We start from the raw sequence: 25,427 nt of genomic DNA, 5'->3' as shown, positions 1-25,427 counted from the left end.
TCGTCATAATGCCAGCCGATGATCCTTGTGGGAGCGAGCTTGCTCGCGATAGCGACGTGTCAGGTGCATGGATGCCACTGGAGGGACGCTATCGCGAGCAAGCTCGCTCCCACAAGGTCCGGCATGTTCTTCTCGATCTTGGCGTCTCTCCCATGAAAACCGTTGCAATGGTGCTGTTTCCTGATTTCCTGCTGCTCGACATGGCCGGGCCGCTCGAAGTGTTTTCCATCGCCAATCGTTTTCTTGCGCCCGATCAGCACTATCAGCTGCTGACCCTGGGCACCGAGCGGGGCCCATTGCGGGCGTCCAACGGGGTGACGGTCCAGGCCGATTTCCACATCGACCAGGCGTGGGCCGCCTATGACGTCTTGCTCGTGCCGGGCGGTCCTGGTGCCTATAACGATAGGCATCCTGGCTTGCATGCCTGGCTGCGGGCGTCGGCGCAACGGGCCACGCGCTACGGCTCTATCTGCACCGGTGCCTTCGTGCTGGGCGAGGCGGGGTTGCTCGACGAACACCGCGTCACCACCCATTGGCATTACACCGAACGCTTGATCCAGCGTTTCCCCAAGGCGCTGGTCGAGACCGACAAAATCTATTTGCAGGATCGGCGCTTGATCACCTCCGGCGGTGTCACGGCCGGTATCGACATGGCGTTGTCTATCGTCGCCCAGGATCATGGACGGAAGGTCGCGCTGGATATCGCCAAGGTGCTTCTGGTGGTGATGAAACGCCAAGGCGGGCAGGCGCAGTTCAGTCCGCTGGTGGCGGCGGTGGCGACCCAGGAGTCGGCGGTCACCCGCGTGCAGCATTACGTGATGGAGCATCTGGAAGAGCCGTTCACCATCGAGCGCATGGCGGCGTTGGCGGCCATGAGTTCCAGGCACTTCGCCCGGCTCTTCGTCCGGGAAGTGAAGATGACCCCCATGGAATTCCTCCAGGGCGCGCGCATCGACCGGGCGCGACAGTTGCTGGAGTCCACCGACTTGCCCCTCAAGACCGTGGCCTTTCGCAGCGGGTTCGGCAGCGTCCGCCACATGCGCTTGCTGTTCAGCGAAAAGCTCGGCCTGACCCCAGTCCAGTACCGTCAACAGTTCAGTTGAGCCGTCGGTGTCCGTCCAGGGCACCGTGATGTCCGTGATGCGTCCTGTGCCAGCATTGTTCTCTGGCGGGTGGCTGCCAAGATAAGGGCGAACCCTCTGGAAAGGATGCGCAAAGAGCCAGGGCAGACGCTTGCGATGATTCGCAACGCCACGCCCGGACCGGTTATCTGGCGCAGGATCGCTCAATGAACAGCTTCGTCAAACCTGGCACCGAACAGACGGTGGGCTTCGGTCCGTTTGTCTTTCACCGACAGCAGCGACTGGTCACCCGCGACGGCCAACCCCTGGCGTTGGGCGGTCGCGCCCTGGATATTCTGCAACTGCTGGTGGCGCACGCCGGCAGCTTCGTCAGCAAACAAACGCTCATCGCTCACGTCTGGCCTGACAGCGTGGTGGAGGAGATCAACCTGCGGGTGCATATCGCGGCGCTGCGGCGAACGTTCGGCGACGGACGGGATGGCAAACGCTACATCCTCAATCACCCCCACCAGGGCTACTGCTTTGCCGCGCCGCTGGTTGTCGAGCCGAGTGCCGACGGGCCCGATGCCGAACAGGGCGAGCGGCACAATCTACCCGCGCGCCTGAGCCCGGTGATCGGACGCGACAAAGTGCTGGGGCGGTTGCTTGTCGAAGTCCCGCGCCAGCCCCTGACCACCGTCACCGGCTCGGGCGGCGTCGGCAAGACCACTGTGGTCCTGCGGGCAGCAGAGCTGCTGCTGGAGCATTTCGACCAAGGCGCCTGGTTCATTGACTTGTCCGACATCAACGACCCGAGCCTGATTGCGCCGCGGATCTGCCATGCCCTCGGTTTGGAAGACGGACCGTTGGAGCAGCGACTGCAATCCTGCCGGGTGTTGCTGGTGCTCGACGGTGTTGAACACTTGCTCGGGGCCTGTCGGGAATTGGCCCTGATGCTGGGTGCGTCGGCCCCCGGTGTGTCGCTGTTGTTCAGCAGCCGTGAAATCCTCGATCTGGCGCAAGAAAATGTCCTGCAACTGCCCGGCCTGACGGTGGCGTCGCCCCGCGACCCGGATCACCAGGTGCTGGCGTGCCCGGCGGTGCAGTTGCTGATGGATCGCGTCGGCGCCCGACAGCAAGGCTTCACGCCGGGGGAGCGTGACCTGGTGCTCCTCGCGCAGATTTGCCGGCGCCTGGATGGCGTACCGCTGGCGTTGGAATTGGCGGCGGCCCAAGTCGATGTCCTGGGGGTTGCTGGCGTTCTGGAACAATTGGACGGCGGTCTGTCGGTGCTCAGCCACGGGCGTCGCACGGCCGTGGCGCGTCACGGCAGCCTGGAGGCAGCGCTGGACTGGAGCTTCGAGCGCTTGAGTCGCGATGAACAAACGGTGTTCCAGAGACTGGCGGTGTTTGAACAGGCGTTTTCCCTGAAAGCCGCGATGGCCGTCATCAGTTGCACTGACCTGGGCATGGAGCGGTTGCCCTGGCTGCTGTCACGGCTGGTGAGGCAATCGCTGGTGATGGTCGAACAACGGGCCGAAGGGACTCGGTTCTATCTGCTGAACACCACCCGCAGCTATGCCCTGGAAAAATTGCGGCGTAATGGCCAGTGGCATCTGCTGCGGCGCCGCTACGTGCTCCAGAACGCGTGGCAGCTGCGCCATTCACGACCCGAGCCGACGAGCCAGCGCCTGGAGCAGCACGCCGGCTTCCGTTAGATCGGGGGTGTCGAACCCTTCCGCAAAGCCTCGATAGACCGGCCCGAGCAGGTCGTGCGCGGCCTCGTCCTGACCTTGCCGCTGCCACAGGCGGGCCAGGGAGATGGCACCGCGCAGCTCCCAGGCGCGCGCGCCTTGGCGTCGTGCCACGGCCAGCGCGGCCAGCAGATGGGCTTCGGCATTCGCTTCGGCACCCGCACCGCCCTGTGCCAGCAAGGCTTCGGCGGCGGCACGCAGGATCTCCGCCGAGCACCAGCCCGCCGCGCCACTGTGGGCACGTTCGATCTGGGTCGGGCTGACGGTATCCGGCCGGACAGTCACGACCATGTCCTGGATAAGACTGGTAGGGGACGGGCACGCCTCGAGGGGCCCGCCGTCGAACGCGCGCTCGAAGTGGCAGGCCCAGTCATGGAACAGCATCACCGAGTGTTTCCGGGCCTGGTGTTTCAGCATATCGAGCCGTTCCCGGGCGGTGGAGTAATCCCCGGTGTACTGGGCGATCACGCAACCACTCACCGCCAGGGTGTAGCAGATCGACAGGCCGTGGTTGATTTGCAGGGCAATCTGCAGGGCGAGGTTGGCGGTGCGCCGGGCTTTCTCGGGGAAGCCCTGGAGCCAGAGGATCCGCGCCAGGATCGTCAGCGCCGCCACGCTCTGTTCGTATTGCACGCCGAAACCGTGAGTGAAGCGACTCAAGTGACCGTTCTGGGCCAGGCGCTGGATGACCTGCTCGGCATCGTGCCGCGCCGCACCCTGGTCGCCGATGAAATGCAACGCCAGTACTCGCAGGCGCTGGGCACTCAAGGACATGACCGGATCGCCCGGCAGGCCCAGCCGGTCGAACTCCTGGCAATGTTCCAACGCCTGTTGATAGCGCCCGCAACTGAGGTTGACCGTCATGTGGCCGGACAGGGCCCGCAGTTCACCGGCCAGGTCTTGATACTGTCGGGCGAGGCGCCGAGCCGTGGCGAACGCCGCGACGGTGGCGGGCGTGCCGCCTTCGGTGTGGTAGTTGAGACTGGCGTGGGCCAGTTCCAGGGCGAGGGTCAACCTTGGGCATGGCGAGGCGCTGCCTTGCAGCAGTTCCCGGGCCTTGTTGACGTAAAGACCGTGCTCCTTGAGGAGTGACAACTCCTGCCAGAGGGGCAGGGTGCGCGCCGTCAAGCGGATCGCCACGCTGTGGGAACCGTGCGGGCCCAGCCCTCGGTCCAGCGCCGCGCGAATGTCGTCGCGGTAGGTCGCGTAGCGCGCGATCCACAGCCGCGTCGGGGTCTGTTCCCAATCTTTTTCAGCCTGCTCCATGAGGGTCAGGCAGCGCTCGGCGTGGCGCGCCTGGCTGGCGGCGAGTTCGCCTGCCGCGATCAATTTCTCCAAGGCGTAGCTGCGGGTGGTATCCAGCAGGCAATAGCGGACCTCTTCGTCACCGATCTCGACGTTGAGCAGCGATTTGGCGACCAGTTGACTGATCGACACCAGCACCTGTTCGGGCGCCACATGCTGGCCGACGATGACCGCTGCCGCCGATGCCAGGTTGAAGTTGCCCATGAACACCGCCAACCGTCGCAGGCAAGTCTGCTCGCAGGCGGTGAGCAGCGCGAAGCTCCAATCCAGCGTGGCCCGCAGTGTTTGCTGGCGCGGTGCGCTGGCGTGATTGTCGTGGACGAGCAGGGCGACGCTGTCCTGCAATTGGCGGCGCAGCTCTTCGAGCCCGAAGCGTCCCACCTGTGCGGCCGCCAGCTCGATGGCCAGGGGAATGCCATCCAGCCGCTGGCAGATGTCGATGACCAGCGGGATCTGATGGTCGGTCAGCTCGAAGTCGTCCTGGCTGGCCATCGCCCGCTCGGCAAACAGTTGCAGTGCCGGGTATTCCAGGGCCGGATAGCCTTCGATGGCCATTCCCCGGGGCGGCAGCGCCAGGGACTCGAGGCGCTGCACATGCTCGCCCTCGGCGCGCAAGCCCTCGCGGCTGGTGGCCAGGATGTGCAGATGAGGAGCGCCGCGCAGCAAGGTCTCGCAGAGCAGGGCGACGGCGTCGATCAAATGCTCGCAGGTGTCGATCACCAGCAGGAAATGGCGATCCTTGAGCGGTCTGAGGATCGTTTCAAGCGGTGCGCCGTCTTGCGGCGACAGCTCCAGCAGGGCGCAGAGGTTCGGCGCGATCATGGCCGGGTCGTTGAGCGAGCCCAGGTCCAGCAGATAGATGCCATCACGGTAATGTCCGATCAGCCGCTCGGCGACGCGCAAGGCAACGGTGGTCTTGCCGATGCCGCCACTGCCGACCAGGGTGATGAAGCGTTTTCGCGGCAACTGGGCGACCAGGCTTTCCACCAGGCCCTGGCGTCCGATCACGCGGGTGCGGCGCGGCGGCAGGTTGCCTGCCAGGGAAGGGTGGGGGATACGGGCCAGTTGCTCGGGCGGTTCGCTGGTGACCGGCGCGACAAAGCTGTAGCCACGCTGCGCCACGGTGACGATGTAGCGCTGGCCAGCCTGTCCGTCGCCCAAGGCCTTGCGCAGGGCTGCCACGTGAACCCGCAGGTTGGTGTCTTCCACCACGCTTTTGGGCCAGACACGGGCGATCAATTGCTGCTTGCTCACCACCTGGCCAGCGTGTTCGAGCAGTACCAGCAGAATCTCCACCGCCCGCCGCCCGAGGCGCAACGGCTGCCCGCCCTCCAACACCAGGCGCTGGCGCGGATGGACCCGATAGGGGCCGAAATGCACCGTCTTTTCGACGGGCAGGCTGAGGTATTGGCTCATGGCGTGCTCATGGTTCTGTCCATGGAGATGGGCTGTACCCGACTATATTCCTCAGGTTTTATGTCAAGCGCAACGGCGGGTGGTGTTGCCATGTCCCTGCGCAACGCCAAACCCGTGGCGAGGGAGCTTGCTCCCGCTGGGCCGCGAAGCGGCCCCAAAAACCCTCGTTTCCCAATCAATCCGGCACACCGAGGCGACAATCCCGGGGCCGCTGCGCAGCCCAGCGGGAGCAAGCTCCCTCGCCACAAAAGCACGTCAGTTCCGAAAAAATTAACAACGTTTAACTCACGCAAATATCTCCCCTGGCCGGACCATTGAGCGATCCACCCACCTCAAGGAGTCATGTCATGAGCACGTTCATCACCCGCGACGGCACAGAGATCTACTACAAGGACTGGGGCACTGGCCAACCGGTGGTCTTCAGCCACGGCTGGCCATTGAACTCCGACAGTTGGGAGGCGCAGATGATGTTCCTCGCATCCAACGGCTACCGGGTGATTGCCCACGACCGCCGTGGCCACGGGCGTTCCAGCCAGCCGTGGGATGGCAATGACATGAACACTTACGCCGATGACCTGGCCGAACTGATCGAGCGCCTGGACCTCAAGGACGCGGTGTTGCTCGGTTTCTCCACCGGCGGTGGCGAAGTGGCGCGCTACATCGGTCGTCATGGCGCCGCCCGCGTCGCCAAGCTCGGCCTGATCTCGGCCGTCACCCCGTTGATGCTCAGGACCCCGGCCAACCCTGGCGGCCTGCCCATCGAAGTCTTCGACGGCTTCCGCCAAGCCTCCCTGGCCGACCGTTCTCAGCTATACAAGGACGTGGCCAGCGCGTTTTTCGGTGCCAACCGTCCGGGCGCCAAAGTTTCCCAAGGCATGATCGACTGGTTCTGGATGCAAGGCATGCTTGCCGGCCACAAGAACACTTACGACTGCATCAAGGCGTTCTCGGAGACCGACCTTTCCGAAGACCTGCGCAACATCGACGTGCCGACCCTGGTGGTCCATGGCGATGACGACCAGGTGGTGCCGATCGAAACCGCCGGCATCGCGGCGGCCAAGTTGCTCAAGAACTCGCAGCTGCTGGTTTACCCAGGCGCGCCCCACGGCCTGACCGACACCCACAAGGACCAACTGAACGCTGACCTGTTGGCGTTCATCCGAGGCTGATCAGGGCGCAAACCTGTGGGAGCGAGCAAGCTCGCTCCCACAGGTTCGGTATTGAACAGGAACGACACCCATGAACCGCAACGATTTACGCCGTCTCGACATGAACCTCCTGGTGATCTTCGAGGCATTGATGTTCGAGAAGAACCTGACCCGCGTCGCCGAAAAGCTGTTCATGGGCCAGCCGGCGGTGAGCGCGGCGCTCGGGCGGCTGCGGGATCTGTTCGACGACCCGCTGCTGATCCGCCACGGCCGAGGCATGGAACCCACGCCGCGGGCCCTGGCGATCCTGCAGGAACTGCAGCCGGCCATGGACACCATTTCCAGCGCGGTCAGCCGGGCCAAGGCATTCGACCCGTCCACCAGTTGCGACGTGTTCCGCGTCGGTCTGTCGGACGATGCCGAGTTCGGCCTGTTTCCGCCACTGCTGAGTCAACTGCGCGAAGAAGCGCCGGGCATCATCGTCGTGGTGCGCCGGGCCAATTTCCTGCTGATGTCGTCGCTGCTGGCCAGCGGCGAGATCAGCGTCGGCGTCAGCTACACCACCGACTTGCCAGCCAATGCCAAGCGCAAGAAACTGCGGGACATTCCCTGCAAGGTCTTGCGCGGCGACAACCGTCCCGGGCCGTTGACCCTGGACGAGTACTGTTCGCGGCCCCACGCCATGGTCTCGTTTTCGGGCGACCTGAGCGGCAACATCGACCTGGACCTGGCCCGCATCGGCCGGGCGCGCAAGGTCGTGCTGGCGGTACCGCAATTCAGCGGCCTGCGGGCCTTGCTGGCCGGCACCGAGCTGATCGCCACCGTTCCCGACTACGCCGCCTGTGCGCTGGTGGAAGGCTGTGCGCTACGCGCCGAAGACCCGCCGTTCGAAATCAATGCCGCCGAGTTGTCGATGGTCTGGAGCGGCGTGCATGACAACGACCCCGCCGAGCGCTGGCTGCGTTCGCGCATCGCCACCCACATGTCCCAACCGTTGCCTGCCGCCGCGGCCGTCTCGACGGACCCGGCCGGAGCCCACCGATGAATACCACTGATGAACGCCGCATGCAGGACCTGGGCCTGCTGTTCCTGCGCCTGAGCGGCGCGTTGTTCCTGCTGTGGGTGCATGGCTTGCCCAAATTGTTGAACTACAGCACCGAACTGACCCGCATCGAAGACCCGTTCCACCTCGGCGCGGCACCCACGCTGATCCTGGCGATTTTCGCCGAGGTGCTGTGTCCGTTGCTGATCATGGCCGGCGTGCTGGTGCGCCTGGCGTGCCTGCCGATCCTGTTCCTGCTGGCCGTGGCGCTGCTGGTGGTGCATCCGCAGTGGAGCCTGGAAGAAGGGCAGTTCGGCTGGTTACTGCTGATCATATTTACCAGCGTATTCATTGCCGGCCCCGGCCGCCTGGCGATGAACACACGTTTTGATGGAGTGCTTCGCCATGTCTGAATCCCCAACCCTCGAATCCACCGCGAAACCGGCCATGCCCGGTTCCGACGAAATCGTCACGCTGGTGGTCAAGCACCGGATCAAGGCCGGCCAGGACGGCGCCTATGAAGCCTGGTTGCGGCGCATCGTCAGCGTTGCCGGCCAGTGGCCGGGGCATCTGGGCGTGGATGTGGTCCGGGGCAAGCAGGGCGGATTGTCGTTGTTTACCTGCGTGCTGCGTTTCTGTTCCACCGAGGCCATGCAGCGCTGGCTGGACTCGTCCGAGCGCCGCGAATTGGTGAATGAGGCCACGCCGCTGCTGGCCGACGGCGACCAGACTGAAGTCGCCTCCCACAAGGAATTCTGGTTCGCCCCGCTGGCCGATGCCGCTACGCCGCCACCGCGCTGGAAACAATCGGTGGTGACGCTATTCGTCATCCTGCCGCACACGCTGCTGGTGCCCTTGCTCTGGGGCCCGCTGCTGCAACTCAACGCGTTCCTGTCCAACTACGTGGTCGCCACGTTCCTGATCACCGTGACCATCGTGCTTTCGGTGGTGTACGTGTGCATGCCGCTGGCGACCCGCCTGTTCGCGCCATGGTTGGAAGCGTCCAAGGCCCACGAACACCTGGAGCCCGGCCATGGCCAATAACGACGATCCAACCGATCCGCTGCGCCGCCAACTGCTCGCCGCCGGATCGTTGCTCAGCGCCGCCGCGGCTTTCTGGCCGCGCCTGTCCCTTGCTTCTTCCCATTCACAAGGAAACCCGATGAACGCCGATCTGATTCTGTTCAATGGCCAATTCCACACCGTCGACCGCGAGAAGCCTCGCGCCAGCGCGGTTGCCATCAGCCAGGGGCGCTTCGTCGCCGTGGGCACCGACGCCGAGGCCATGGCCTTGCGTGGCGGCGGCACCCAGGTCATCGACCTCAAGGGCCGCACCGTCATTCCCGGGCTCAACGACTCGCACCTGCACCTGATCCGTGGCGGCTTGAACTACAACCTGGAACTGCGCTGGGAAGGCGTGCCGTCCTTGGCCGATGCCTTGCGCATGCTCAAGGACCAGGCCGACCGCACGCCGACGCCACAATGGGTACGCGTCGTGGGCGGCTGGAACGAATTCCAGTTCGCCGAAAAGCGCATGCCGACCCTGGAAGAACTCAACCAGGCCGCGCCCGATACCCCGGTGTTCGTGTTGCACCTGTACGACCGCGCCTTGCTCAACCGCGCCGCGTTGCGTGTCGCCGGCTACACCCGCGACACGCCGAACCCGCCCGGTGGCGAGATTGTTCGCGATGCCAACGGGAATCCGACCGGCATGCTGGTGGCGCGGCCCAACGCGATGATTCTTTACTCGACCTTGGCGAAGGGACCGAAGCTGCCGCTGGAATACCAGGTCAACTCCACCCGCCAGTTCATGCGCGAGCTCAATCGCCTGGGCCTGACCAGCGCCATCGACGCCGGCGGCGGCTACCAGAACTATCCGGACGACTACGCGGTGATCGAGCAATTGGCCCGCGAGCAACAGATGACGGTGCGCATCGCCTACAACCTGTTCACCCAGAAGCCCAAGGAAGAACTCACCGATTTCAAGAACTGGACCGGCAGCGTCAAGCTGCACCAGGGTGATGACTTCCTGCGGCACAACGGCGCCGGCGAGATGCTCGTGTTCTCCGCAGCGGACTTCGAAGACTTCCTCGAACCGCGTCCGGACCTGCCGCCAGGCATGGAGCAGGACCTGGAACCGGTGGTTCGTCATCTGGTGGAACAGCGCTGGCCATTCCGCCTGCACGCGACCTATGACGAATCCATCAGCCGCATGCTCGACGTGTTCGAGAAGGTCAACCGCGACATTCCATTCAACGGCCTGCCGTGGTTCTTCGACCACGCCGAGACCATTACGCCGAAGAACATCGAACGCGTGCGAGCACTGGGCGGCGGTATCGCGATCCAGGACCGCATGGCCTTCCAGGGCGAATATTTCGTCGATCGCTACGGCGCAAAGGCGGCCGAAGCCACGCCACCGATCAAGCGCATGCTCGCCGAAGGCGTGCCGGTGGGCGCCGGCACCGACGCCACTCGCGTCTCCAGCTACAACCCGTGGACCTCGCTGTACTGGATGGTCAGCGGTCGTACCGTTGGCGGCCTGTCGTTGCACGAAGAAGGCCTGCCGCGCCTGACCGCCCTGGAACTGTTCACCCATGGCAGCGCCTGGTTCTCGTCCGAGCAGGGCAAGAAAGGCCAGATCAAGGTCGGCCAACTGGCGGACCTGGCGGCCCTGAGCGCGGATTTCTTCAGCGTCGAGGAAGAAGCCATCAAGTGGATCGAGTCGGTATTGACCGTGGTCGACGGCAAGGTGGTCTACGCCGCCGGCGACTTCGAAAAACTCGGCCCGGCCAGCGTCCCGGTGCTGCCGGACTGGTCGCCGGTGGTCAAGGTCCCGGGCCATTGGCGTCCGACCTCACCGTTGCAGGCCCAGGTCCACCAGTGCAGCGGTCCGTGCACGGTGCACTCCCACAGCCACGAACGGGCGCGCTTGTCGAACGTCCCGGTCAGCGACTTCCAGGGTTTCTGGGGCGCGTTTGGCTGTTCCTGCTTTGCCTTTTGACTGACAAACATATTCCCCTGTGGGAGCGGGCTTGCTCGCGAAAGCGGTGTGTCAGCTTGCAAGGTTGTTGGATGTGACGACGCCTTCGCGAGCAAGCCCGCTCCCACATGGGGGCTGTAACATCCATCCCAAAGGAGTCATCCCATGAGCAACGTTCCCGCCTACAACCGCCTGAACAAAGACGACGCGGTGGTCCTGCTGGTCGATCACCAGACTGGCCTGATTTCCCTGGTCCAGGATTTCTCGCCCAACGAGTTCAAGAACAACGTATTGGCGTTGGCTGACCTGGCTAAATTCTTCGGCCTGCCAACCATCCTGACCACCAGCTTCGAACAAGGCCCTAACGGCCCGATCGTGCCGGAGCTCAAGGAAATGTTCCCGGACGCGCCGTACATTCCACGTCCAGGCCAGATCAACGCCTGGGACAACGAAGACTTCGTCAAGGCGATCAAGGCCACTGGCCGCAAGCAACTGATCATCGCTGGCGTGGTGACTGATGTCTGCGTGGCATTCCCGACCCTGTCGGCCCTGGCGGAAGGTTTCGACGTATTCGTCGTGACCGACGCCTCGGGTACCTTCAACGAAACCGTGCAGCAAGCCGCCTGGGTGCGCATGACTGCTGCGGGCGCGCAGATGATGAACTGGTTCTCGGTGGCCTGTGAGCTGCACCGCGACTGGCGCAACGACATCGAAGGCCTGGGCAACCTGCTGTCCCAGCGCATTCCGAACTACCGCAACCTGATGAACAGCTACTCGGCGCTGACGGCCAAGTAAGCAGCGTCCTGGCTGAACAGGTGCCCGCCAATGTGCGGGCATCTTTTTGTCTGCCGAAGCACCCTTGTGGCGAGGGGATTTATCCCCGCTGGGCTGCGCAGCAGCCCCAAAATAGGCTTACTCGGTGTGTCAGAATGTTCACATGGTTAGTTATTGGGTCTGCTACGCAGCCCAGCGGGGATAAATCCCCTCGCCACAGGTTTTGTATTTGGCTTGGATGTTTCTAAGTCCCACCCACGGAATGACAATGAACCCCTTCGAAGAAATGCGCATATTTGCCCAGGTCATGGAGTCGGGCAGTTTCACGGCGGCGGCGGACAAGCTTGGACTGTCCAAGCAATTCGTCAGCCGCAAGCTCATGGAACTGGAGCAACGGCTGGGCGTGCGCCTGCTCAACCGCTCGACGCGACGGCTGGACGTGACGCCGCTCGGCCAGCGCTACTACGAGGCGGCGTTGCGCCTGCTCAGTGAAGTCGAGCAAGTGGAGCAGGGCATCAGCGGCCAGACCAGCGAGCCGCGCGGGACCATTCGACTCAGCGCGCCGTTGTCGTTCGCCGTGGCGCACCTGGGCTGCCTGCTGCCGCAGTTCTTGCAGCGCTACCGGGACGTTAGCGTCGAGGTGGACCTGAGCGATCGCTCGGTGGACCTGCTGGGCGAGGGCTACGACCTGGCGCTGAGGATCGGCGTGCTGGAGGATTCAACCCTGATCGCCCGGCGCATCGCGAGCATCGAACGGGTGTACTGCGCCAGCCCGGCCTATCTCGCGGAGAACGGCACGCCCGCACGACCTGAAGACCTGCGCAATCACGACTGCCTGCCCTATGGACACAGCCGTCAGGTGCAGTGGCGTTTCGAGGGAAATGGCAAACCGCTGGTCCTGGAAGTGGCGGGGCGGATGCGGGCCAATAACGGCGACCTGCTCAGGGATGCGGCGATCGCCGGTATGGGGATCACCTACCTGCCGACCTTCATCCTTGGTGAGGCGTTGAAGGACGGGCGGTTGGTCAAGCTGCTGGAGGGCTTTGAAACCGAGCCATTGGCGCTGTCGGCGGTCTACCCGCAACATCGCCAGGCTTCGCGCCCGGTGCAGGCGCTGGTGGAGTTCCTGCGCGAGCGGATGCAATAAAGGCCGGAACGCTTCAATCCTGATGAGTGGCTGAAGCGTTCGCGGCCTTCGATCAAGCGGCGAGGTTGGCGCTGCTCAGTTCTTTCTTGTACTGCGCCTTCATGGTTTCCATCTGTTCGCCCAAGGCGTCCAGCTTGGCCTTGCCCAGCACCTTCTTGGCTTTCGGGAACATTTCCTTTTCTTCTTCCTCGATGTGGTGCTCCAGCAGCTCCTTGACCACCTTCACCCGGCCTGCGAATTCCGGCTGGGAAGGATCGGTGGTTTTCAGGTCGGGCAGCACCAGCGAGTCGACGGTACGGTGCTCTTCCTTGGCTTCGTAGTACATCTCGGCTTCTTCCTTGCCGCCTTCCTGCTTGAAGGCCGGATAAAGGATTTCTTCTTCCAGGCGGGTATGGATGGTCACTTCCATTTCCAGCTTCGCCAGCAGCTCGGTGCGTTTCTTGACGGCGCGATCAGTGGATTCACTCAGCTGAGTGAGGATGGCTTTGACGCGTTCATGGTCGGCTTTCAACAGGTCGATGGCGTTCATGTGCTGCTCCTCGGTCATTCACGGATGCGGGCCGGCTTCGAGCGCCGACGCCACGTGACAGGAAAGGTGCATCCCTCGTGCCAGCCGAGTCGCTTTTAAATTCTCTTTAAAAACAGTTAGTTATGACGGAGTCGAGTTTTGTCATCGTGCAGGCTGCATGAGCGGCGGTTAAAACGCCTTGCACTTTGCGCTGCCGGGTCAGGTGTTGTCGATCTGTTGCCGAACCCGTTCCGCCAGCGCCAGGCAAGATGTCAGTCCGGGCGATTCGATGCCGAACAGGTTGATCAGACCCGGTATTCCATGCTCGGCGGCAGCGCTGATCAGAAAGTCCCGAGCCGGTTCCCCCGGTGCGGAAATTTTCGGGCGGATCCCGCTGTAGGCCGGTTGCAGGCTCTGATCGGGCAGGCCTGGCCAGTAATTTCGAATGGCCTGGTAAAAGGCTTCGGCTCGAGCCGGATCCACTCGGTAATCTTCCGTATCGACCCATTCGGTGTCAGGACCGAAGCGCGCCTGGCCGGCCAGGTCGAGGGTCATGTGAATGCCCAGGCCGGCCGCTTCCGGCGCGGGGTAGACCAGATGGCGGAACGGCGCCCGCCCGGACAGTTGGAAGTAGTTGCCCTTGCACAGGTATTCATCAGGCACCCAATGCCGGTCGAGGCCTTCGATCCGGCGGGCGAGGGCAGGGGCCTGGAGGCCGGCGGCGTTGATCAATTGCCGGCAGGACAATGTCATCTGCGCCGTGCCGCCCAACACCAGGCTGAAGCCCTCGTCGATAACCCGGGCCTCCAGCAAGGGCGTGCGAAACACCACGTTGGCGCCGGCCGCCTCGGCATCGCCCTGCAGCGCCAGCATCAAGGCATGGACGTCAACGATTCCGGTGGAGGGCGAGTACAACGCGCCGACACAGGACAGCTCCGGCTCCAGTGCCTGTGCTTGTTCCTGATCGAGCAGGCGCAGGTCGTCGACGCCGTTGAGCAGGCCGCGGGCCAGCAGCATTTCAAGCACCGCCAACTGTGCCTGATCCTTGGCCACGATCAATTTACCGAGCCGGCGAGTCTCGACGCCGTGGCTGTCGCAGTACTCATATAGCCGTCGCCGGCCTTCGACGCACAACTGCGCCTTGAGACTGCCGGGCGGGTAATAAAGCCCGGCATGGATCACTTCGGAATTGCGCGCACTGATGCCCGTGCCGATGGCATCGCCTGCTTCGATCACCAGCACTTCATGCCCGGCCTGTGCCATCTCCCGCGCCACGGCCAGGCCGACGGTGCCTGCGCCGACCACTACGCACTCGATATCGACGCTCAACGCAGCGGCCTCCAAAATCAAAACAGCTTCTGCGCGACGGTGGTCTGGTTGGTCAAGCCCAAGTCATCGATCCTCACGGGTGTGCCAAAGGCGTAGCAGGTAAAGGGTAGAACCGACTATTTCATAGCGCATTTCGTAATGGCCGACCTGAATTCTGCGTACGTCTCGAGGTTCGAACTCTTCCAGGCGTTCACCAATTCGCGGGTTAACCAGCAGAGAGCTGGGCGCTGCCGTGAGTTGTTGCACGGTCCGCGCGGCGGCGGGTTGATTTACCGAAGCCAGAAACTCATAAAGTCGAGCAATGTCGGAAAGCGCCTTGCTGGTCCACTTCAACTCCATCAGCGCGGTACCGGTAACGGGGCGTCGGTGCTGAGACTGTCGGCCCAAGCCTGGACAGCCTGATGGTCAATTACTCGGCCAGCGTCCACGTCCGCCAACGCTTCATGGGTCAGCCGGCTTCGCTCCTCCTCCTGGTCGATCCAGGCAGATAACGCCTGTTTGACGATCCAATTCCTGGAGCGCTCGAGTCGCTCGGCCATCAGGTCGACTTTCTCGGCCAGGTGGACCGGGACATGAGCCGTGACCGATCGGGTCTTCGCAGTGGTAGTCATGGTGGATTTCTCCTTGGCAATCGACAGTAGGAGCCAGTCTTCTGAAGCAGTCACTCTCGAAGGCTGAGTATAGGTGATTAATTTTGAAGCTATGAGCAGCAAAATAAATCATATTGAATAAGGTGTCAGTATCAATCGCCTGAGTCTGGCTGAGCCAAGGCCGGCCGGCTATCACGCCTTGTGATAGAGCAGCCAAAAAAAATGCCCGCATCTCACGATACGGGCATTTTTGTTACCGATGACGCTCAGGCAATCAGCCGGTCAACCCAGCCTGCTGAACCAAGGTCAGCAACGGCTGCGGATACACACCGAGGAAGAACGCCAGGATGGCGATGGCCAGCAGCATCACGCCGCCTGCCTTCTGTTCCCAGTGCAACTCGGCATCGTGGCGACGCAGGTTCGGTTCCATCAGGTACAGGGTGACCATCACGCGCAGGTAGTAGAACACGCCGATGGCACTGCCCAGCACCAGGGAGCCGACCAGCCACCATTGGTGAGCCTCGACGCCGGTGGCGATGATGTAGAACTTGCCGATGAAACCGGCGGTCAGCGGGATGCCGGCCAGGGAGAGCATCATCACGGTCAGCACGGCGGTCAGGTACGGACGGCGCCAGAACAGGCCGCGGTATTCGTACAGGGCGTCGGCGTCGCGGCCGTTGTACGGCGAGGACATCAGGGTGATCACGCCGAACGCGCCGAGGCTGGTGATCACGTAGGTGACCAGGTACACGCCGATGGCTTCCACGGCCAGGCCCTTGCTGGCGATCAGGGCGATCAGCAGGTAGCCGAAGTGGGCGATGGACGAGTAACCCAGCAGACGCTTGAGGTTGCTCTGGGTCAGTGCCAGCAGGTTACCGAACAGGATCGACGCGATGGCGATGATGGTCAGCACGTTGCTCAGCACGCCGCTGCTCGCCACTGGCGAGATCTGGAACAGCCGCACCATGACCGCGAACACCGCCACTTTCGACGCGGTGGCGAGGAACGCCGCCACGGGCGCCGGGGCGCCTTCGTAGACGTCCGGGGTCCAGAGGTGGAACGGAACCAGCGACAGCTTGAACGCCAGGCCGATCAGCATCATGCCCAGGCCCAATTGTGCGATCGGGCTAGGCAGGCCGGTGGCCGCCAGGGCCTGGCCGATGCCGACGAAGCTCAGGGTGCCGGCTTCGGCGTAGAGCAGGGCCATGCCGAACAACAGGAACGCGGAACCGGCCGCCGACAGCACCATGTACTTGATGCCGGCTTCCAGCGAGCGTTTGTTGAAGAAGGCGTAGGCCACCAGGCCGTAGACCGGCACCGACAGCAGCTCCAGGCCGATGAACAGGCTGGCCAGGTGCTGCGCGCTGACCAGGACCAGGCCACCGGCGGCGGCCATCAGGATCAGCAGGTACAGTTCTTCGCGGTTGCCCGGGTAACCCGAACCGCCATCACCCAGGTAGGCGTGGGCGAGGGTGACGCAGGCGAGGGTGGCGACCAGGATCAGCGCCATGTACAGGCACGCGAAGCTGTCGATCTGGATCAGCGGCGTGACCGCCAAAGGCGCGACTTTCAGGGCCGGCAGAATCGACAGCAAGGCCAGGTTCAGCCCCGCCACCGACAGCAGGAAGGTTTGTGCGTGATTGCGGCGCCAGGCGATCGCCAGCATCACCACGATGATCGTGGCGCTGGTGATCAACAGCGGCGCAAGCGCGATAAAGTGTTGAATCGTGAATTCCATAGCGCTCTTACCGGGCCGAAGCGAGTTGAGAGAAGGCGGTGCCGAGCCACTGCTGCACGCCATGCATCGTGGCGGCGGAAGTGTCGAGGAACGGCTGCGGATAGACACCGATGTAAACCAGCAGCACCGCAAGGCCAAGCACCATGATCAGTTCGCGACCGTCCATGCCACGCAGCACTTCGTCCGACTTGGCCGGACCGAAGTAGGCGCGGTGGATCATGATCAGCGAGTAGACCGAACCGAACACCAGGCCGGAGGTGGCAATCGCGGTGATCCATGGCGCGCTGACGAACGAGCCGATCAGGATCAGGAACTCGCCGACGAAGTTGCCAGTACCCGGCAGGCCCAGGGACGCGGCCGCGAAGAACAGGCTGATGGCCGGCAGGTAGGCGATGCGCGACCAGATGCCGCCCATTTCACGCATGTCACGGGTGTGCAGGCGCTCGTACAACTGGCCACTGAGGATAAACAGCGCCGCCGCCGACAGGCCGTGGGCCAGCATCTGGATCACCGCGCCTTGCAGGGCCAGCTGGCTGCCGGAGTAGATCCCGATCAACACGAAGCCCATGTGCGAAACGCTGGAGAATGCGATCAGGCGCTTGATGTCGGTCTGGGCGAAGGCCAGGAACGCACCGTAGAAAATCCCGATCAGGCCCAGGGTCATCGCAATCGGCGCGAACTCGGCCGAAGCGTTGGGGAACAGCGGCAGGGCAAAGCGCAGCAGGCCGTAGGCCGCGGTCTTCAGCAGAATACCGGCCAGGTCCACGGAACCGGCGGTCGGTGCCTGGGCATGGGCATCCGGCAGCCAGGAGTGGAACGGCACCACCGGCAGCTTCACCGCGAAGGCGATGAAGAAGCCCAGCATCAGCACGTACTCGGTGGTCTTGGACATCTGCACTTTCAACAGGTCGGCGTAGTTGAAGGTAATCACGCCAGTGTTGTTGAAGTTCACCAGGACCAGGCCAAGGATCGCCACCAACATGATCAGGCCGGAAGCCTGGGTGAAGATGAAGAACTTGGTCGCCGCGTAGATCCGGGTCTTCTTGCCGTCCGACGAACTGTGACCCCAGAGCGCGATGAGGAAGTACATCGGCACCAGCATCATTTCCCAGAAGAAGAAGAACATGAACAGGTCCAGCGCCAGGAACACGCCGACGACACCGCCCAGGATCCACATCAGGTTCAGGTGGAAGAAACCGACGTGACGCTGGATCTCTTTCCAGGAGCAGAGCACCGAGAGGATACCCAGCAGGCCGGTCAGCAGGATCATCAGGAGCGACAGGCCGTCGAGGGCCAGGTGCACGCTGATGCCGAAGCGCGCGATCCAGGTGTGCTTGAACTCAAGCGCCCAGGTCGGATCGGCGCCAGGGGCCGGTGCAAATGAATAGTCGCCGGTCGCCCACAGCCAGAGGCCGAGCGCGAGTTCCAGGGACATGGTCAGCAGCGCAATCCAGCGCGGGAGGGTAGAGCTGGAACGCTCCGCCATCCAGCACAGCAGGCCGCCGATGAAGGGGATCAGGATTAGCCAGGGCAGAATCATGACGGGCTCGTTTCCTTTCGCAAGTTCGCAAGGTTCATATCAGACCGCTACCAGCACGATGGCGCCGATAACCAGCACGGCGCCAGCCGCCATGGAAGCCGCATACCAACGCAGTTGACCGGTCTCGGTACGGCTCAGGGCGGTGTGGCCGCCCTTGGCCATGCGCGGGATCAGGCCAATGGTCTGGTCGAGCGGGTCTTTGCGCAGAATGTGGCTGATCGCAAGGTATGGCTTGACGAACAGTTTGTCGTAGATCCAATCGAAGCCCCAGGCAGCGAACCACCAGGCCGAGAGGAAACGCCCGATGCCGCTGTTGGCGATGGCCGTGACGAAGCGACGCTTGCCCAGGAACAGCAGGGCGGCCAGCAGGATACCCGCCAGGGCGATGGCACCCGAGGCGATTTCCAGGCTGTGCTTGGCTTCGCCGCCGGCATGGCCGACGCTTTGCGGCAGCACATCGGCCAGCGGTGGGGTGATCATGGCGCCGACGAAGGTCGACAGCACGATCAGCACCGACAGCGGCAGCCAATGGGCAATGCCGTGGCCGGCGTGGGCTTCAGTCTTGGCCTCACCGTGGAACGCGATGAAGATCAGGCGGAAGGTGTACAGCGAGGTCATGAACGCACCCACCAGGCCGGCATAAAGCAGACCCTGGTTACCGCTGGCGAACGCTTCCCAGAGGATTTCGTCCTTGGAGTAGAAGCCGGCGGTGACCAGTGGCAGGGCCGCCAGGGCCGCGCCGCCAACGATGAAGCTGGCATAGGCCAGCGGCAGTTTCTTCCACAGGCCGCCCATCTTGAAGATGTTCTGCTCGTGGTGGCAGGCCACGATCACCGCACCGGAGGCGAGGAACAACAGGGCCTTGAAGAAGGCGTGGGTCATCAGGTGGAAGATCGCGCCTTCCCAGGCGCCGACGCCCAGGGCCAGGAACATATAGCCGATCTGGCTCATGGTCGAGTAGGCGAGGATGCGCTTGATGTCGGTCTGCACCAGTGCGGCAAAACCAGCCAGCACCAGGGTCACGCCGCCCACGATACCGACCAGGTGCAGGATGTCCGGCGCCAGGGCGAACAGGCCGTGGGTACGGGCGATCAGGTAGACACCGGCGGTGACCATGGTCGCGGCGTGGATCAGTGCCGAAACCGGCGTCGGGCCGGCCATCGCGTCCGCCAACCAGGTTTGCAGCGGAAGTTGCGCGGATTTACCGACGGCGCCGCCCAGCAGCATCAGGGTCGCCAGGACGATCCAGAAGTCACCGGCCTTGAAGTGCTCGGGTGCCTTGACCAGCAGTTCCTGGATGTTCAGCGTGCCCAACTGCTGGAACAGAATGAACAGGCCGATGGCCATGAACACGTCGCCGATGCGGGTGACGATGAAGGCCTTGAGTGCGGCGTTACCGTTGTTGCGGTTGCTGTAGTAGAAACCGATCAACAGGTACGAGCACAGGCCCACGCCTTCCCAGCCGAAGTACAGGAACAACAGGTTATCGCCGAGCACCAGGAACAGCATGCTGGCGATGAACAGGTTGGTGTAGGCGAAGAAGCGCGAGTAACCGGCTTCACCGCGCATGTACCAGGAGGCGAACAGGTGGATCAGGAAACCCACGCCGACCACCACGCCGAGCATGGTCACCGACAGGCCGTCCAGGTAGAGGGCGAAGTTCGGCGTAAAGCCTTCTACCGCCATCCAGCGCCACAGCACCTGCACGTACGCGCCACCTTCCGGCGGGACGACGTTGAACTGCCAGATCACGTAGGCCGTGACGATGGCGGACAGGCCGATGGAACCCACGCCAACCAGCGCCGAAAGGTTTTCCGACCAGCGTCCACGGGAGAACGACAGCAGCAGGAAACCGATGAGGGGGAATATGAAAGTCAGGAAAAGAAGGTTCATCCGCGCATCTCGCTGGCAGCGTCAATATCGAGAGTGTGGAAGCGGCGATACAGCTGCAACAGGATCGCCAGGCCAATACTGGCCTCGGCGGCTGCCAGGCTGATCACCAGGATGAACATGATCTGTCCATCCGGTTGCGCCCAGCGAGCGCCCGCGACGATGAAGGCCAGGGCGGAGGCATTCATCATGACCTCCAGGCTCATCAGCACGAACAGAATGTTGCGGCGGACCATCAGGCCGACCAGACCGAGACAGAACAGGATGCCGGCAACTGCCAGGCCATGTTCGAGAGGGATAGCAGGCATGTGATTACTCCTTCGCCTCGTTACGGCCCAAATGGAACGCCGTGACGACTGCGGCAAGCAGCAGCATCGAGGCGAGTTCGACCACCAGCAGGTACGGACCGAACAGGCTGATGCCCACGGCTTTCGCGCCCACGGTGGTGTGGCCGATGGCCTGGCCGCTCTGGTGGGCGAACAGCACATACAGCAGTTCACCGAGCAGCAGGGCGGACAGGATCACCGGTCCCGCCCAGATGCCAGGCTTGAGCCACGAGCGTTCCTGCTGGACCGCCGCCGGACCGAGGTTGAGCATCATCACCACGAAGACGAACAGCACCATGATGGCGCCGGCGTAGGCGATCACTTCCAGGGCACCGGCGAACGGCGCACCGAGGGCAAAGAAGGTCATGGCCACGGCGATCAGCGAAATGATCAGGTAGAGCAGGGCGTGCACGGGGTTGGTGTTGGTGACCACACGAAGCGTGGACACCACCGCGATACCCGATGCGAAATAGAAAGCGAATTCCATCTTTCTTCCTTAAGGCAGCAAGCTCTTCACGTTGATCGGTTCGGCTTCGTTCTGCGCGGCGCCTTTCGGCTTACCGGCAATGGCCATACCTGCAACACGATAGAAGTTGTAATCAGGGTTTTTACCGGGACCGGAAATCAGCAGGTCTTCTTTCTCGTACACCAGATCCTGACGCTTGAACTCGGCCATCTCGAAATCCGGCGTGAGCTGGATCGCGGTGGTCGGGCACGCTTCCTCGCAGAGGCCGCAGAAAATGCAGCGAGAGAAGTTGATGCGGAAGAAGTCCGGGTACCAGCGACCGTCTTCGGTCTCGGCTTTCTGCAGCGAGATGCAACCCACCGGGCACGCCACGGCGCACAGGTTGCAGGCCACGCAGCGCTCTTCGCCGTCGGGGTCGCGGGTCAGGACGATACGACCGCGATAACGCGGTGCCAGGTAGACCGGTTCTTCCGGGTATTGCAGGGTGTCGCGCTTGCGAAAGCCATGGCCGAAGATCATGACCAGGCTTCGTAGTTGGGTACCGGTACCCTTAACGATGTCGCCAATATATTTGAACATGGGTCAAATCCTCACTGAACCGCGGCCGCAGGCGCGTTCATCAAAACGATCGCAGCGGTCACCAGCATGTTGATCAGGGTCAGCGGCAGGCAGAATTTCCAGCTGAAATCCATCACCTGGTCGTAGCGTGGGCGCGGGATCGAGGCGCGCAGCAGGACGAACAGCATGATGAAGAACGCGGTCTTCAGGGCGAACCAGACGAAGGACAGTTGCGGCAGGATGCCGAACGGACCGTGCCAGCCACCGAAGAACAGCGTCACCAGCAATGCCGAGATCAGGATGATGCCGATGTACTCGCCAACGAAGAACATGCCCCATTTCATGCCGGCATATTCAATGTGGTAACCGTCGGCCAGTTCCTGTTCCGCTTCCGGCTGGTCGAAGGGGTGACGGTGCGTCACGGCCACGCCAGCGATGAAGAAAGTACAGAAGCCGAAGAACTGCGGAATGATGAACCACAGGTTCTGCGCCTGGTACTCGACAATGTCGCGCATGTTGAACGAGCCGGCCTGGATCACGATGCCCATCAGCGACAGGCCCATGAACACTTCGTAGGACACGGTCTGGGCCGAGGCCCGCAGGCTGCCGAGGAGGGCGAACTTGTTGTTGCTCGACCAACCGGCGAACAACACCGCGTACACCGACAGGCCAGCCATCGCGAAGAAGAACAGCAGGCCGATGTTCAGGTCCGCCACGCCCCAGGTCGGGGTGATCGGGATGATCGCGAAGGCGATCAGCAAGGCGCTCATGGCCACGACCGGTGCCAGGGTGAAGATCACCTTGTCGGCAAACGGTGGCGTCCAGTCTTCCTTGAAGAACATCTTGATCATGTCGGCGGCGATCTGGAACATGCCGAACGGACCAACGCGGTTCGGACCGTAGCGGTCCTGCCACCAGCCCAGCAGGCGACGTTCGACGAAGCTCAGCAATGCGCCGCAGACCACCACGGCCAGCAGGATCACGATGGCCTTGAGGACCGTCAGGATCACAGCGATCACTTCAGGGGTGAACCAGCTCATTGCGCTGCCTCCTGCAGACCGTCGACGGTTTTGCCGAAAATCGCCGGTGGAATACCCGCCAGGCCAGCCGGCAGGGCCACCAGGCCGGCGCCCAGTTCTTCATTGATGCGCAGCGGCAGACGCAAGGTCTGGCCTGCCACGTTCAGGCTCAGCAAGGCACCGTCGTTGACGCCCAGGCGATCGGCTTCGGACTTGGCCAGCGCCACGTAGGCAGCCGGGATGCGTTCCTGCACCGGTTCGGCCTTGGAAGAGTTCTCTTCGCTGCCGAACAGGTGATGGAACGGCACGACCTGCCAGGTGCCCGGTGCCGGATTGAAGGCACGTGGGACGCTGGCGAACCAGCCCAGGGCATCGCCCTGGCTTTCGATCAGGCGAGTACCCGGATCACCGGCACGCAGGTGACCGCCGACTTCGTCCTGGAACTTGTTCCAGGCTTGTGGCGAGTTCCAACCCGGCGACCAGGCGAACGGCACTTGCGAGCGCGGTTCGGCGGAGCCCGAGTAACCTTCCATGGAGAACGAGAACGCCGTGTCGTTGTCCTGGGAGGTGCGTGGTTCGTGGACGCTGATGTTGGCGCGCATTGCGGTGCGACCGGAGTAGCGCAGCGGTTCGCGAGCAAGCTTCAGGCCCTTGATGCGGAACGCGGCGGACGGCGCGGCATCGACGATGCGCGCCAGTTGCGGGCTGCTCGAAGCGACGGCGGCGGTGACGTGGTCCAGTTGCGTCCAGTCGATCGGCTGGTTCAGCAGGGTGGCGCGCAGGGCGTGCAGCCAGCGCCAGCCTTCGTGGACGAGGATGCTGGCGTCCAGGTATTGCGGGTCGAAAACCTGGAAGAAGCGCTGGGCGCGACCTTCCTGGCTGACCAGCGTACCGTCGCCTTCGGCGAAGCTCGCCGCCGGTAGCACCAGGTCGGCGCGGTCGGTGGTGGCGGTTTTCTGGTGGTCGGCGACGATCACAACCTTGGCGGCGTTCAGCGCGGCATCGACCTTGGCCTTGTCAGTGCGGGTGAACAGGTCGTTCTCCAGCACCACGATGGCGTCGGCGTTGCCGTCGATCACCGCTTGCAGGGCTGCATCGACCGATTCTCCACCGAGCATGGCCAGGCCGAGGCTGTTGGCTTCCGGCACGACCAGGCTGATGGAGCCGTTCTTCTCGCGCAGCTTCAGGGCCTTGGCGATGTTGGCGGCGGCTTCGATCAGCGCCTTGGAGCCCAGGGAGGTGCCGGCAATGATCAAAGGACGCTTGGCGGCCAGCAGGGCGTCGGCGATGCGTTGGGCGAGGGCGGCGGCTTCACTGTCCAGGCCTTCGACGGCCGGGGCGCTGGCGTCCAGGGCGTGGGCCACGGCAAAACCGATGCGCGCCAGGTCGTCCGGGGCGGCGTGGACGCATTCTTCGGCCACGTCGTCGAGCTTGGTTTCAGCAAGGCTGGCGATGAACAGCGGGTTCAACGCATGCTGGCCGATGTTCTTCACGGCGGCGTCGAGCCACGGCTGGACGCGCATGGCGTCGGCCATGTCCTCGGCCTTGCCCTTGACCGACTGGCGCAGGGCCAGGGCCATGCGGGCGGCGGTCTGGGTCAGGTCTTCACCGAGGACGAACACCGCGTCGTGGTCTTCGATGTCGCGCATCGTCGGCACCGGCAGCGGGCTGTCCTTGAGTACCTGCAGCACCAGGCGGATGCGTTCCAGCTCGCCGGCCTCGATGCCACTGTAGAAGTGCTCGGCACCGACCAGTTCACGCAGGGCGTAGTTGCTTTCCAGGCTGGCGCGAGGCGAGCCGATGCCGACGATGTTGCGACCGCGCAGCAGTTCGGCGGCCTTGTCCAGGGCTTCGTCCAGGCTCAGCTTGGCGCCGTCTGCCAGCAGCGGCTGGCGCGGGCGATCCTTGCGGTTGACGTAGCCATAGCCGAAACGGCCACGGTCGCACAGGAAGTACTGGTTCACCGAGCCGTTGTAGCGGTTTTCGATGCGACGCAGTTCGCCGTAGCGCTCGCCCGGGCTGATGTTGCAACCGCTGGAGCAGCCATGACAGATGCTCGGTGCGAACTGCATGTCCCACTTGCGGTTGTAGCGCTCGGAGTGGGTCTTGTCGGTGAACACACCGGTCGGGCAGACCTCGGTGAGGTTGCCGGAGAATTCGCTTTCCAGGGTGCCGTCTTCAACGCGACCGAAGTACACGTTGTCGTGGGCGCCGAATACGCCCAGGTCGGTGCCGCCGGCGTAGTCCTTGTAGAAACGCACGCAGCGGTAGCAGGCGATGCAGCGATTCATCTCGTGGGAAATGAACGGGCCGAGGTCCTGGTTCTGGTGGGTACGCTTGGTGAAGCGATAACGGCGCTCGTTGTGGCCGGTCATCACGGTCATGTCTTGCAGGTGGCAGTGTCCGCCTTCCTCACAGACCGGGCAGTCGTGAGGGTGGTTGGTCATCAGCCATTCGACGACGCTGGCGCGAAACACTTTCGCTTCTTCGTCGTCGATGGAGATCCAGCTGCCGTCGGTGGCGGGGGTCATGCAGGACATGACGATCCGACCACGCTTGTCGTTCTCGTCGGTGTACTGCTTGACTGCGCATTGGCGACAGGCGCCAACGCTGCCAAGGGCGGGGTGCCAGCAGAAATAAGGAATGTCGAGGCCCAGCGACAGACATGCCTGTAACAGGTTGTCTGCGCCATCGACTTCGAGCTCTTTGCCGTCTACGTGGATAGTGGCCATGGTTCAAAGTTCTTCGTTGGCCCGGTGTCAGCGGGCGTGGCTAATGGAATCTTGTCATTCGTCCGAATCCAAACAGCCTCGGTGAAAAGGCGTCATCGAACGAA

The 25,427-nt window shown here is 63.2% G+C and carries 22 protein-coding genes; 9 read left to right on the top strand and 13 right to left on the bottom strand.

Annotated elements, in window-relative coordinates:
- Positions 1-152: 152 nt before the first annotated feature.
- Both Q7C33_RS10130 and Q7C33_RS10125 read left to right on the top strand, forming a co-directional pair.
- Positions 153-1,103, top strand: coding sequence for a GlxA family transcriptional regulator (locus Q7C33_RS10130; RefSeq protein ID WP_030141831.1), 951 nt, complete (start codon positions 153-155; stop codon positions 1,101-1,103).
- 185 nt (positions 1,104-1,288) lie between these two features.
- Entirely contained in the window at positions 1,289-2,779 is a 1,491-nt protein-coding gene (locus tag Q7C33_RS10125; RefSeq protein WP_407683335.1) for an ATP-binding protein, read from the top strand.
- Here Q7C33_RS10125 and Q7C33_RS10120 read toward each other — a convergent pair.
- The gene (locus tag Q7C33_RS10120) at positions 2,726-5,536 is read right to left on the bottom strand and encodes an ATP-binding protein (protein WP_407683334.1); all 2,811 of its coding nucleotides are present in this window, start codon (positions 5,534-5,536) and stop codon (positions 2,726-2,728) included. The genes Q7C33_RS10125 and Q7C33_RS10120 overlap by 54 nt on opposite strands.
- Before the next feature lie 347 nt (positions 5,537-5,883).
- On the opposite strand from Q7C33_RS10120, the gene Q7C33_RS10115 reads away from it, so the two are divergent.
- The 7 genes from Q7C33_RS10115 (at position 5,884) to Q7C33_RS10085 (ending at position 12,627) form a co-directional block, all read left to right on the top strand.
- Positions 5,884-6,705 (top strand): alpha/beta fold hydrolase, encoded by an 822-nt coding sequence (locus Q7C33_RS10115; RefSeq protein WP_030141303.1) that lies wholly within the window; start codon positions 5,884-5,886, stop codon positions 6,703-6,705.
- Positions 6,706-6,775: 70 nt separating this feature from the next.
- Complete coding sequence (locus tag Q7C33_RS10110) at positions 6,776-7,729, top strand: LysR family transcriptional regulator (RefSeq protein ID WP_030141304.1); 954 nt, start codon at positions 6,776-6,778, stop codon at positions 7,727-7,729.
- On the top strand, positions 7,726-8,139 hold the full coding sequence (locus Q7C33_RS10105) for a DoxX family protein (protein WP_407683333.1): 414 nt from the start codon (positions 7,726-7,728) through the stop codon (positions 8,137-8,139). Before Q7C33_RS10110 ends, Q7C33_RS10105 begins: the two co-directional genes overlap by 4 nt.
- Positions 8,132-8,770: an antibiotic biosynthesis monooxygenase gene (locus tag Q7C33_RS10100; RefSeq protein WP_198796042.1), complete on the top strand. Its 639-nt coding sequence runs from the start codon at positions 8,132-8,134 to the stop codon at positions 8,768-8,770. The genes Q7C33_RS10105 and Q7C33_RS10100 overlap by 8 nt, the downstream gene beginning before the upstream one ends.
- A gap of 118 nt (positions 8,771-8,888) precedes the next feature.
- Positions 8,889-10,727: an amidohydrolase gene (locus Q7C33_RS10095; RefSeq protein ID WP_407683461.1), complete on the top strand. Its 1,839-nt coding sequence runs from the start codon at positions 8,889-8,891 to the stop codon at positions 10,725-10,727.
- Between the two features lie 144 nt (positions 10,728-10,871).
- Positions 10,872-11,501, top strand: a complete 630-nt coding sequence (ycaC, locus tag Q7C33_RS10090; RefSeq protein ID WP_030141308.1) for an isochorismate family cysteine hydrolase YcaC — start codon at positions 10,872-10,874, stop codon at positions 11,499-11,501.
- A 247-nt stretch (positions 11,502-11,748) separates the two neighbouring features.
- Positions 11,749-12,627 (top strand): LysR family transcriptional regulator, encoded by an 879-nt coding sequence (locus Q7C33_RS10085; protein WP_198796043.1) that lies wholly within the window; start codon positions 11,749-11,751, stop codon positions 12,625-12,627.
- 52 nt (positions 12,628-12,679) lie between these two features.
- Here Q7C33_RS10085 and Q7C33_RS10080 read toward each other — a convergent pair whose 3' ends face one another.
- The 12 genes from Q7C33_RS10080 to nuoG form a co-directional block, all read right to left on the bottom strand.
- Positions 12,680-13,156: a hemerythrin domain-containing protein gene (locus tag Q7C33_RS10080; RefSeq protein ID WP_030141310.1), complete on the bottom strand. Its 477-nt coding sequence runs from the start codon at positions 13,154-13,156 to the stop codon at positions 12,680-12,682.
- Between the two features lie 198 nt (positions 13,157-13,354).
- Positions 13,355-14,464, bottom strand: a complete 1,110-nt coding sequence (locus Q7C33_RS10075) for an NAD(P)/FAD-dependent oxidoreductase (RefSeq protein ID WP_407683332.1) — start codon at positions 14,462-14,464, stop codon at positions 13,355-13,357.
- A gap of 63 nt (positions 14,465-14,527) precedes the next feature.
- Positions 14,528-14,803 carry a type II toxin-antitoxin system RelE/ParE family toxin gene (locus Q7C33_RS10070; RefSeq protein WP_198796045.1) on the bottom strand — a complete coding sequence of 92 codons (276 nt, stop codon included), beginning with the start codon at positions 14,801-14,803 and terminating at the stop codon, positions 14,528-14,530.
- The gene (locus tag Q7C33_RS10065; protein ID WP_030141313.1) at positions 14,803-15,075 is read right to left on the bottom strand and encodes a CopG family ribbon-helix-helix protein; all 273 of its coding nucleotides are present in this window, start codon (positions 15,073-15,075) and stop codon (positions 14,803-14,805) included. Before Q7C33_RS10065 ends, Q7C33_RS10070 begins: the two co-directional genes overlap by 1 nt.
- Before the next feature lie 253 nt (positions 15,076-15,328).
- Positions 15,329-16,792 carry an NADH-quinone oxidoreductase subunit NuoN gene (gene nuoN, locus Q7C33_RS10060; protein ID WP_217859904.1) on the bottom strand — a complete coding sequence of 488 codons (1,464 nt, stop codon included), beginning with the start codon at positions 16,790-16,792 and terminating at the stop codon, positions 15,329-15,331.
- 7 nt (positions 16,793-16,799) lie between these two features.
- Positions 16,800-18,332 carry an NADH-quinone oxidoreductase subunit M gene (gene nuoM / locus Q7C33_RS10055; RefSeq protein ID WP_407683331.1) on the bottom strand — a complete coding sequence of 511 codons (1,533 nt, stop codon included), beginning with the start codon at positions 18,330-18,332 and terminating at the stop codon, positions 16,800-16,802.
- 39 nt (positions 18,333-18,371) lie between these two features.
- Positions 18,372-20,225 (bottom strand): NADH-quinone oxidoreductase subunit L, encoded by a 1,854-nt coding sequence (gene nuoL / locus Q7C33_RS10050; protein ID WP_198796047.1) that lies wholly within the window; start codon positions 20,223-20,225, stop codon positions 18,372-18,374.
- On the bottom strand, positions 20,222-20,530 hold the full coding sequence (gene nuoK, locus Q7C33_RS10045; protein WP_003180046.1) for an NADH-quinone oxidoreductase subunit NuoK: 309 nt from the start codon (positions 20,528-20,530) through the stop codon (positions 20,222-20,224). The genes nuoL and nuoK overlap by 4 nt, the downstream gene beginning before the upstream one ends.
- Positions 20,531-20,534: 4 nt before the next feature.
- The gene (nuoJ, locus tag Q7C33_RS10040; protein ID WP_030141317.1) at positions 20,535-21,035 is read right to left on the bottom strand and encodes an NADH-quinone oxidoreductase subunit J; all 501 of its coding nucleotides are present in this window, start codon (positions 21,033-21,035) and stop codon (positions 20,535-20,537) included.
- Between the two features lie 9 nt (positions 21,036-21,044).
- On the bottom strand, positions 21,045-21,593 hold the full coding sequence (gene nuoI / locus Q7C33_RS10035; protein ID WP_003180051.1) for an NADH-quinone oxidoreductase subunit NuoI: 549 nt from the start codon (positions 21,591-21,593) through the stop codon (positions 21,045-21,047).
- A gap of 11 nt (positions 21,594-21,604) precedes the next feature.
- On the bottom strand, positions 21,605-22,612 hold the full coding sequence (nuoH, locus tag Q7C33_RS10030) for an NADH-quinone oxidoreductase subunit NuoH (RefSeq protein WP_030141318.1): 1,008 nt from the start codon (positions 22,610-22,612) through the stop codon (positions 21,605-21,607).
- Positions 22,609-25,323, bottom strand: a complete 2,715-nt coding sequence (nuoG, locus tag Q7C33_RS10025) for an NADH-quinone oxidoreductase subunit NuoG (RefSeq protein WP_407683330.1) — start codon at positions 25,321-25,323, stop codon at positions 22,609-22,611. Before nuoG ends, nuoH begins: the two co-directional genes overlap by 4 nt.
- Positions 25,324-25,427 lie beyond the last annotated feature (104 nt).

The organism is Pseudomonas sp. BP11-1-1 (assembly GCF_052112105.1).
Taxonomy (GTDB): domain Bacteria; phylum Pseudomonadota; class Gammaproteobacteria; order Pseudomonadales; family Pseudomonadaceae; genus Aquipseudomonas; species Aquipseudomonas alvandae.
The sequence above is the reverse complement of the archived record's forward strand: the minus strand, read 5'-3'. Positions and strand labels throughout refer to the sequence as shown.

Excerpts from the sequence above, each read along its gene's own strand:
- Q7C33_RS10130 (WP_030141831.1), top strand. The coding sequence starts at position 153 with ATGAAAACCGTTGCAATGGTGCTGTTTCCTGATTTCCTGCTGCTCGAC.
- Q7C33_RS10125 (WP_407683335.1), top strand. The coding sequence starts at position 1,289 with ATGAACAGCTTCGTCAAACCTGGCACCGAACAGACGGTGGGCTTCGGT.
- Q7C33_RS10120 (WP_407683334.1), bottom strand. The coding sequence starts at position 5,536 with ATGAGCCAATACCTCAGCCTGCCCGTCGAAAAGACGGTGCATTTCGGC.
- Q7C33_RS10115 (WP_030141303.1), top strand. The coding sequence starts at position 5,884 with ATGAGCACGTTCATCACCCGCGACGGCACAGAGATCTACTACAAGGAC.
- Q7C33_RS10110 (WP_030141304.1), top strand. The coding sequence starts at position 6,776 with ATGAACCGCAACGATTTACGCCGTCTCGACATGAACCTCCTGGTGATC.
- Q7C33_RS10105 (WP_407683333.1), top strand. The coding sequence starts at position 7,726 with ATGAATACCACTGATGAACGCCGCATGCAGGACCTGGGCCTGCTGTTC.
- Q7C33_RS10100 (WP_198796042.1), top strand. The coding sequence starts at position 8,132 with ATGTCTGAATCCCCAACCCTCGAATCCACCGCGAAACCGGCCATGCCC.
- Q7C33_RS10095 (WP_407683461.1), top strand. The coding sequence starts at position 8,889 with ATGAACGCCGATCTGATTCTGTTCAATGGCCAATTCCACACCGTCGAC.
- ycaC (WP_030141308.1), top strand. The coding sequence starts at position 10,872 with ATGAGCAACGTTCCCGCCTACAACCGCCTGAACAAAGACGACGCGGTG.
- Q7C33_RS10085 (WP_198796043.1), top strand. The coding sequence starts at position 11,749 with ATGAACCCCTTCGAAGAAATGCGCATATTTGCCCAGGTCATGGAGTCG.
- Q7C33_RS10080 (WP_030141310.1), bottom strand. The coding sequence starts at position 13,156 with ATGAACGCCATCGACCTGTTGAAAGCCGACCATGAACGCGTCAAAGCC.
- Q7C33_RS10070 (WP_198796045.1), bottom strand. The coding sequence starts at position 14,803 with ATGGAGTTGAAGTGGACCAGCAAGGCGCTTTCCGACATTGCTCGACTT.
- Q7C33_RS10065 (WP_030141313.1), bottom strand. The coding sequence starts at position 15,075 with ATGACTACCACTGCGAAGACCCGATCGGTCACGGCTCATGTCCCGGTC.
- nuoN (WP_217859904.1), bottom strand. The coding sequence starts at position 16,792 with ATGGAATTCACGATTCAACACTTTATCGCGCTTGCGCCGCTGTTGATC.
- nuoM (WP_407683331.1), bottom strand. The coding sequence starts at position 18,332 with ATGATTCTGCCCTGGCTAATCCTGATCCCCTTCATCGGCGGCCTGCTG.
- nuoL (WP_198796047.1), bottom strand. The coding sequence starts at position 20,225 with ATGAACCTTCTTTTCCTGACTTTCATATTCCCCCTCATCGGTTTCCTG.
- nuoK (WP_003180046.1), bottom strand. The coding sequence starts at position 20,530 with ATGCCTGCTATCCCTCTCGAACATGGCCTGGCAGTTGCCGGCATCCTG.
- nuoJ (WP_030141317.1), bottom strand. The coding sequence starts at position 21,035 with ATGGAATTCGCTTTCTATTTCGCATCGGGTATCGCGGTGGTGTCCACG.
- nuoI (WP_003180051.1), bottom strand. The coding sequence starts at position 21,593 with ATGTTCAAATATATTGGCGACATCGTTAAGGGTACCGGTACCCAACTA.
- nuoH (WP_030141318.1), bottom strand. The coding sequence starts at position 22,612 with ATGAGCTGGTTCACCCCTGAAGTGATCGCTGTGATCCTGACGGTCCTC.
- nuoG (WP_407683330.1), bottom strand. The coding sequence starts at position 25,323 with ATGGCCACTATCCACGTAGACGGCAAAGAGCTCGAAGTCGATGGCGCA.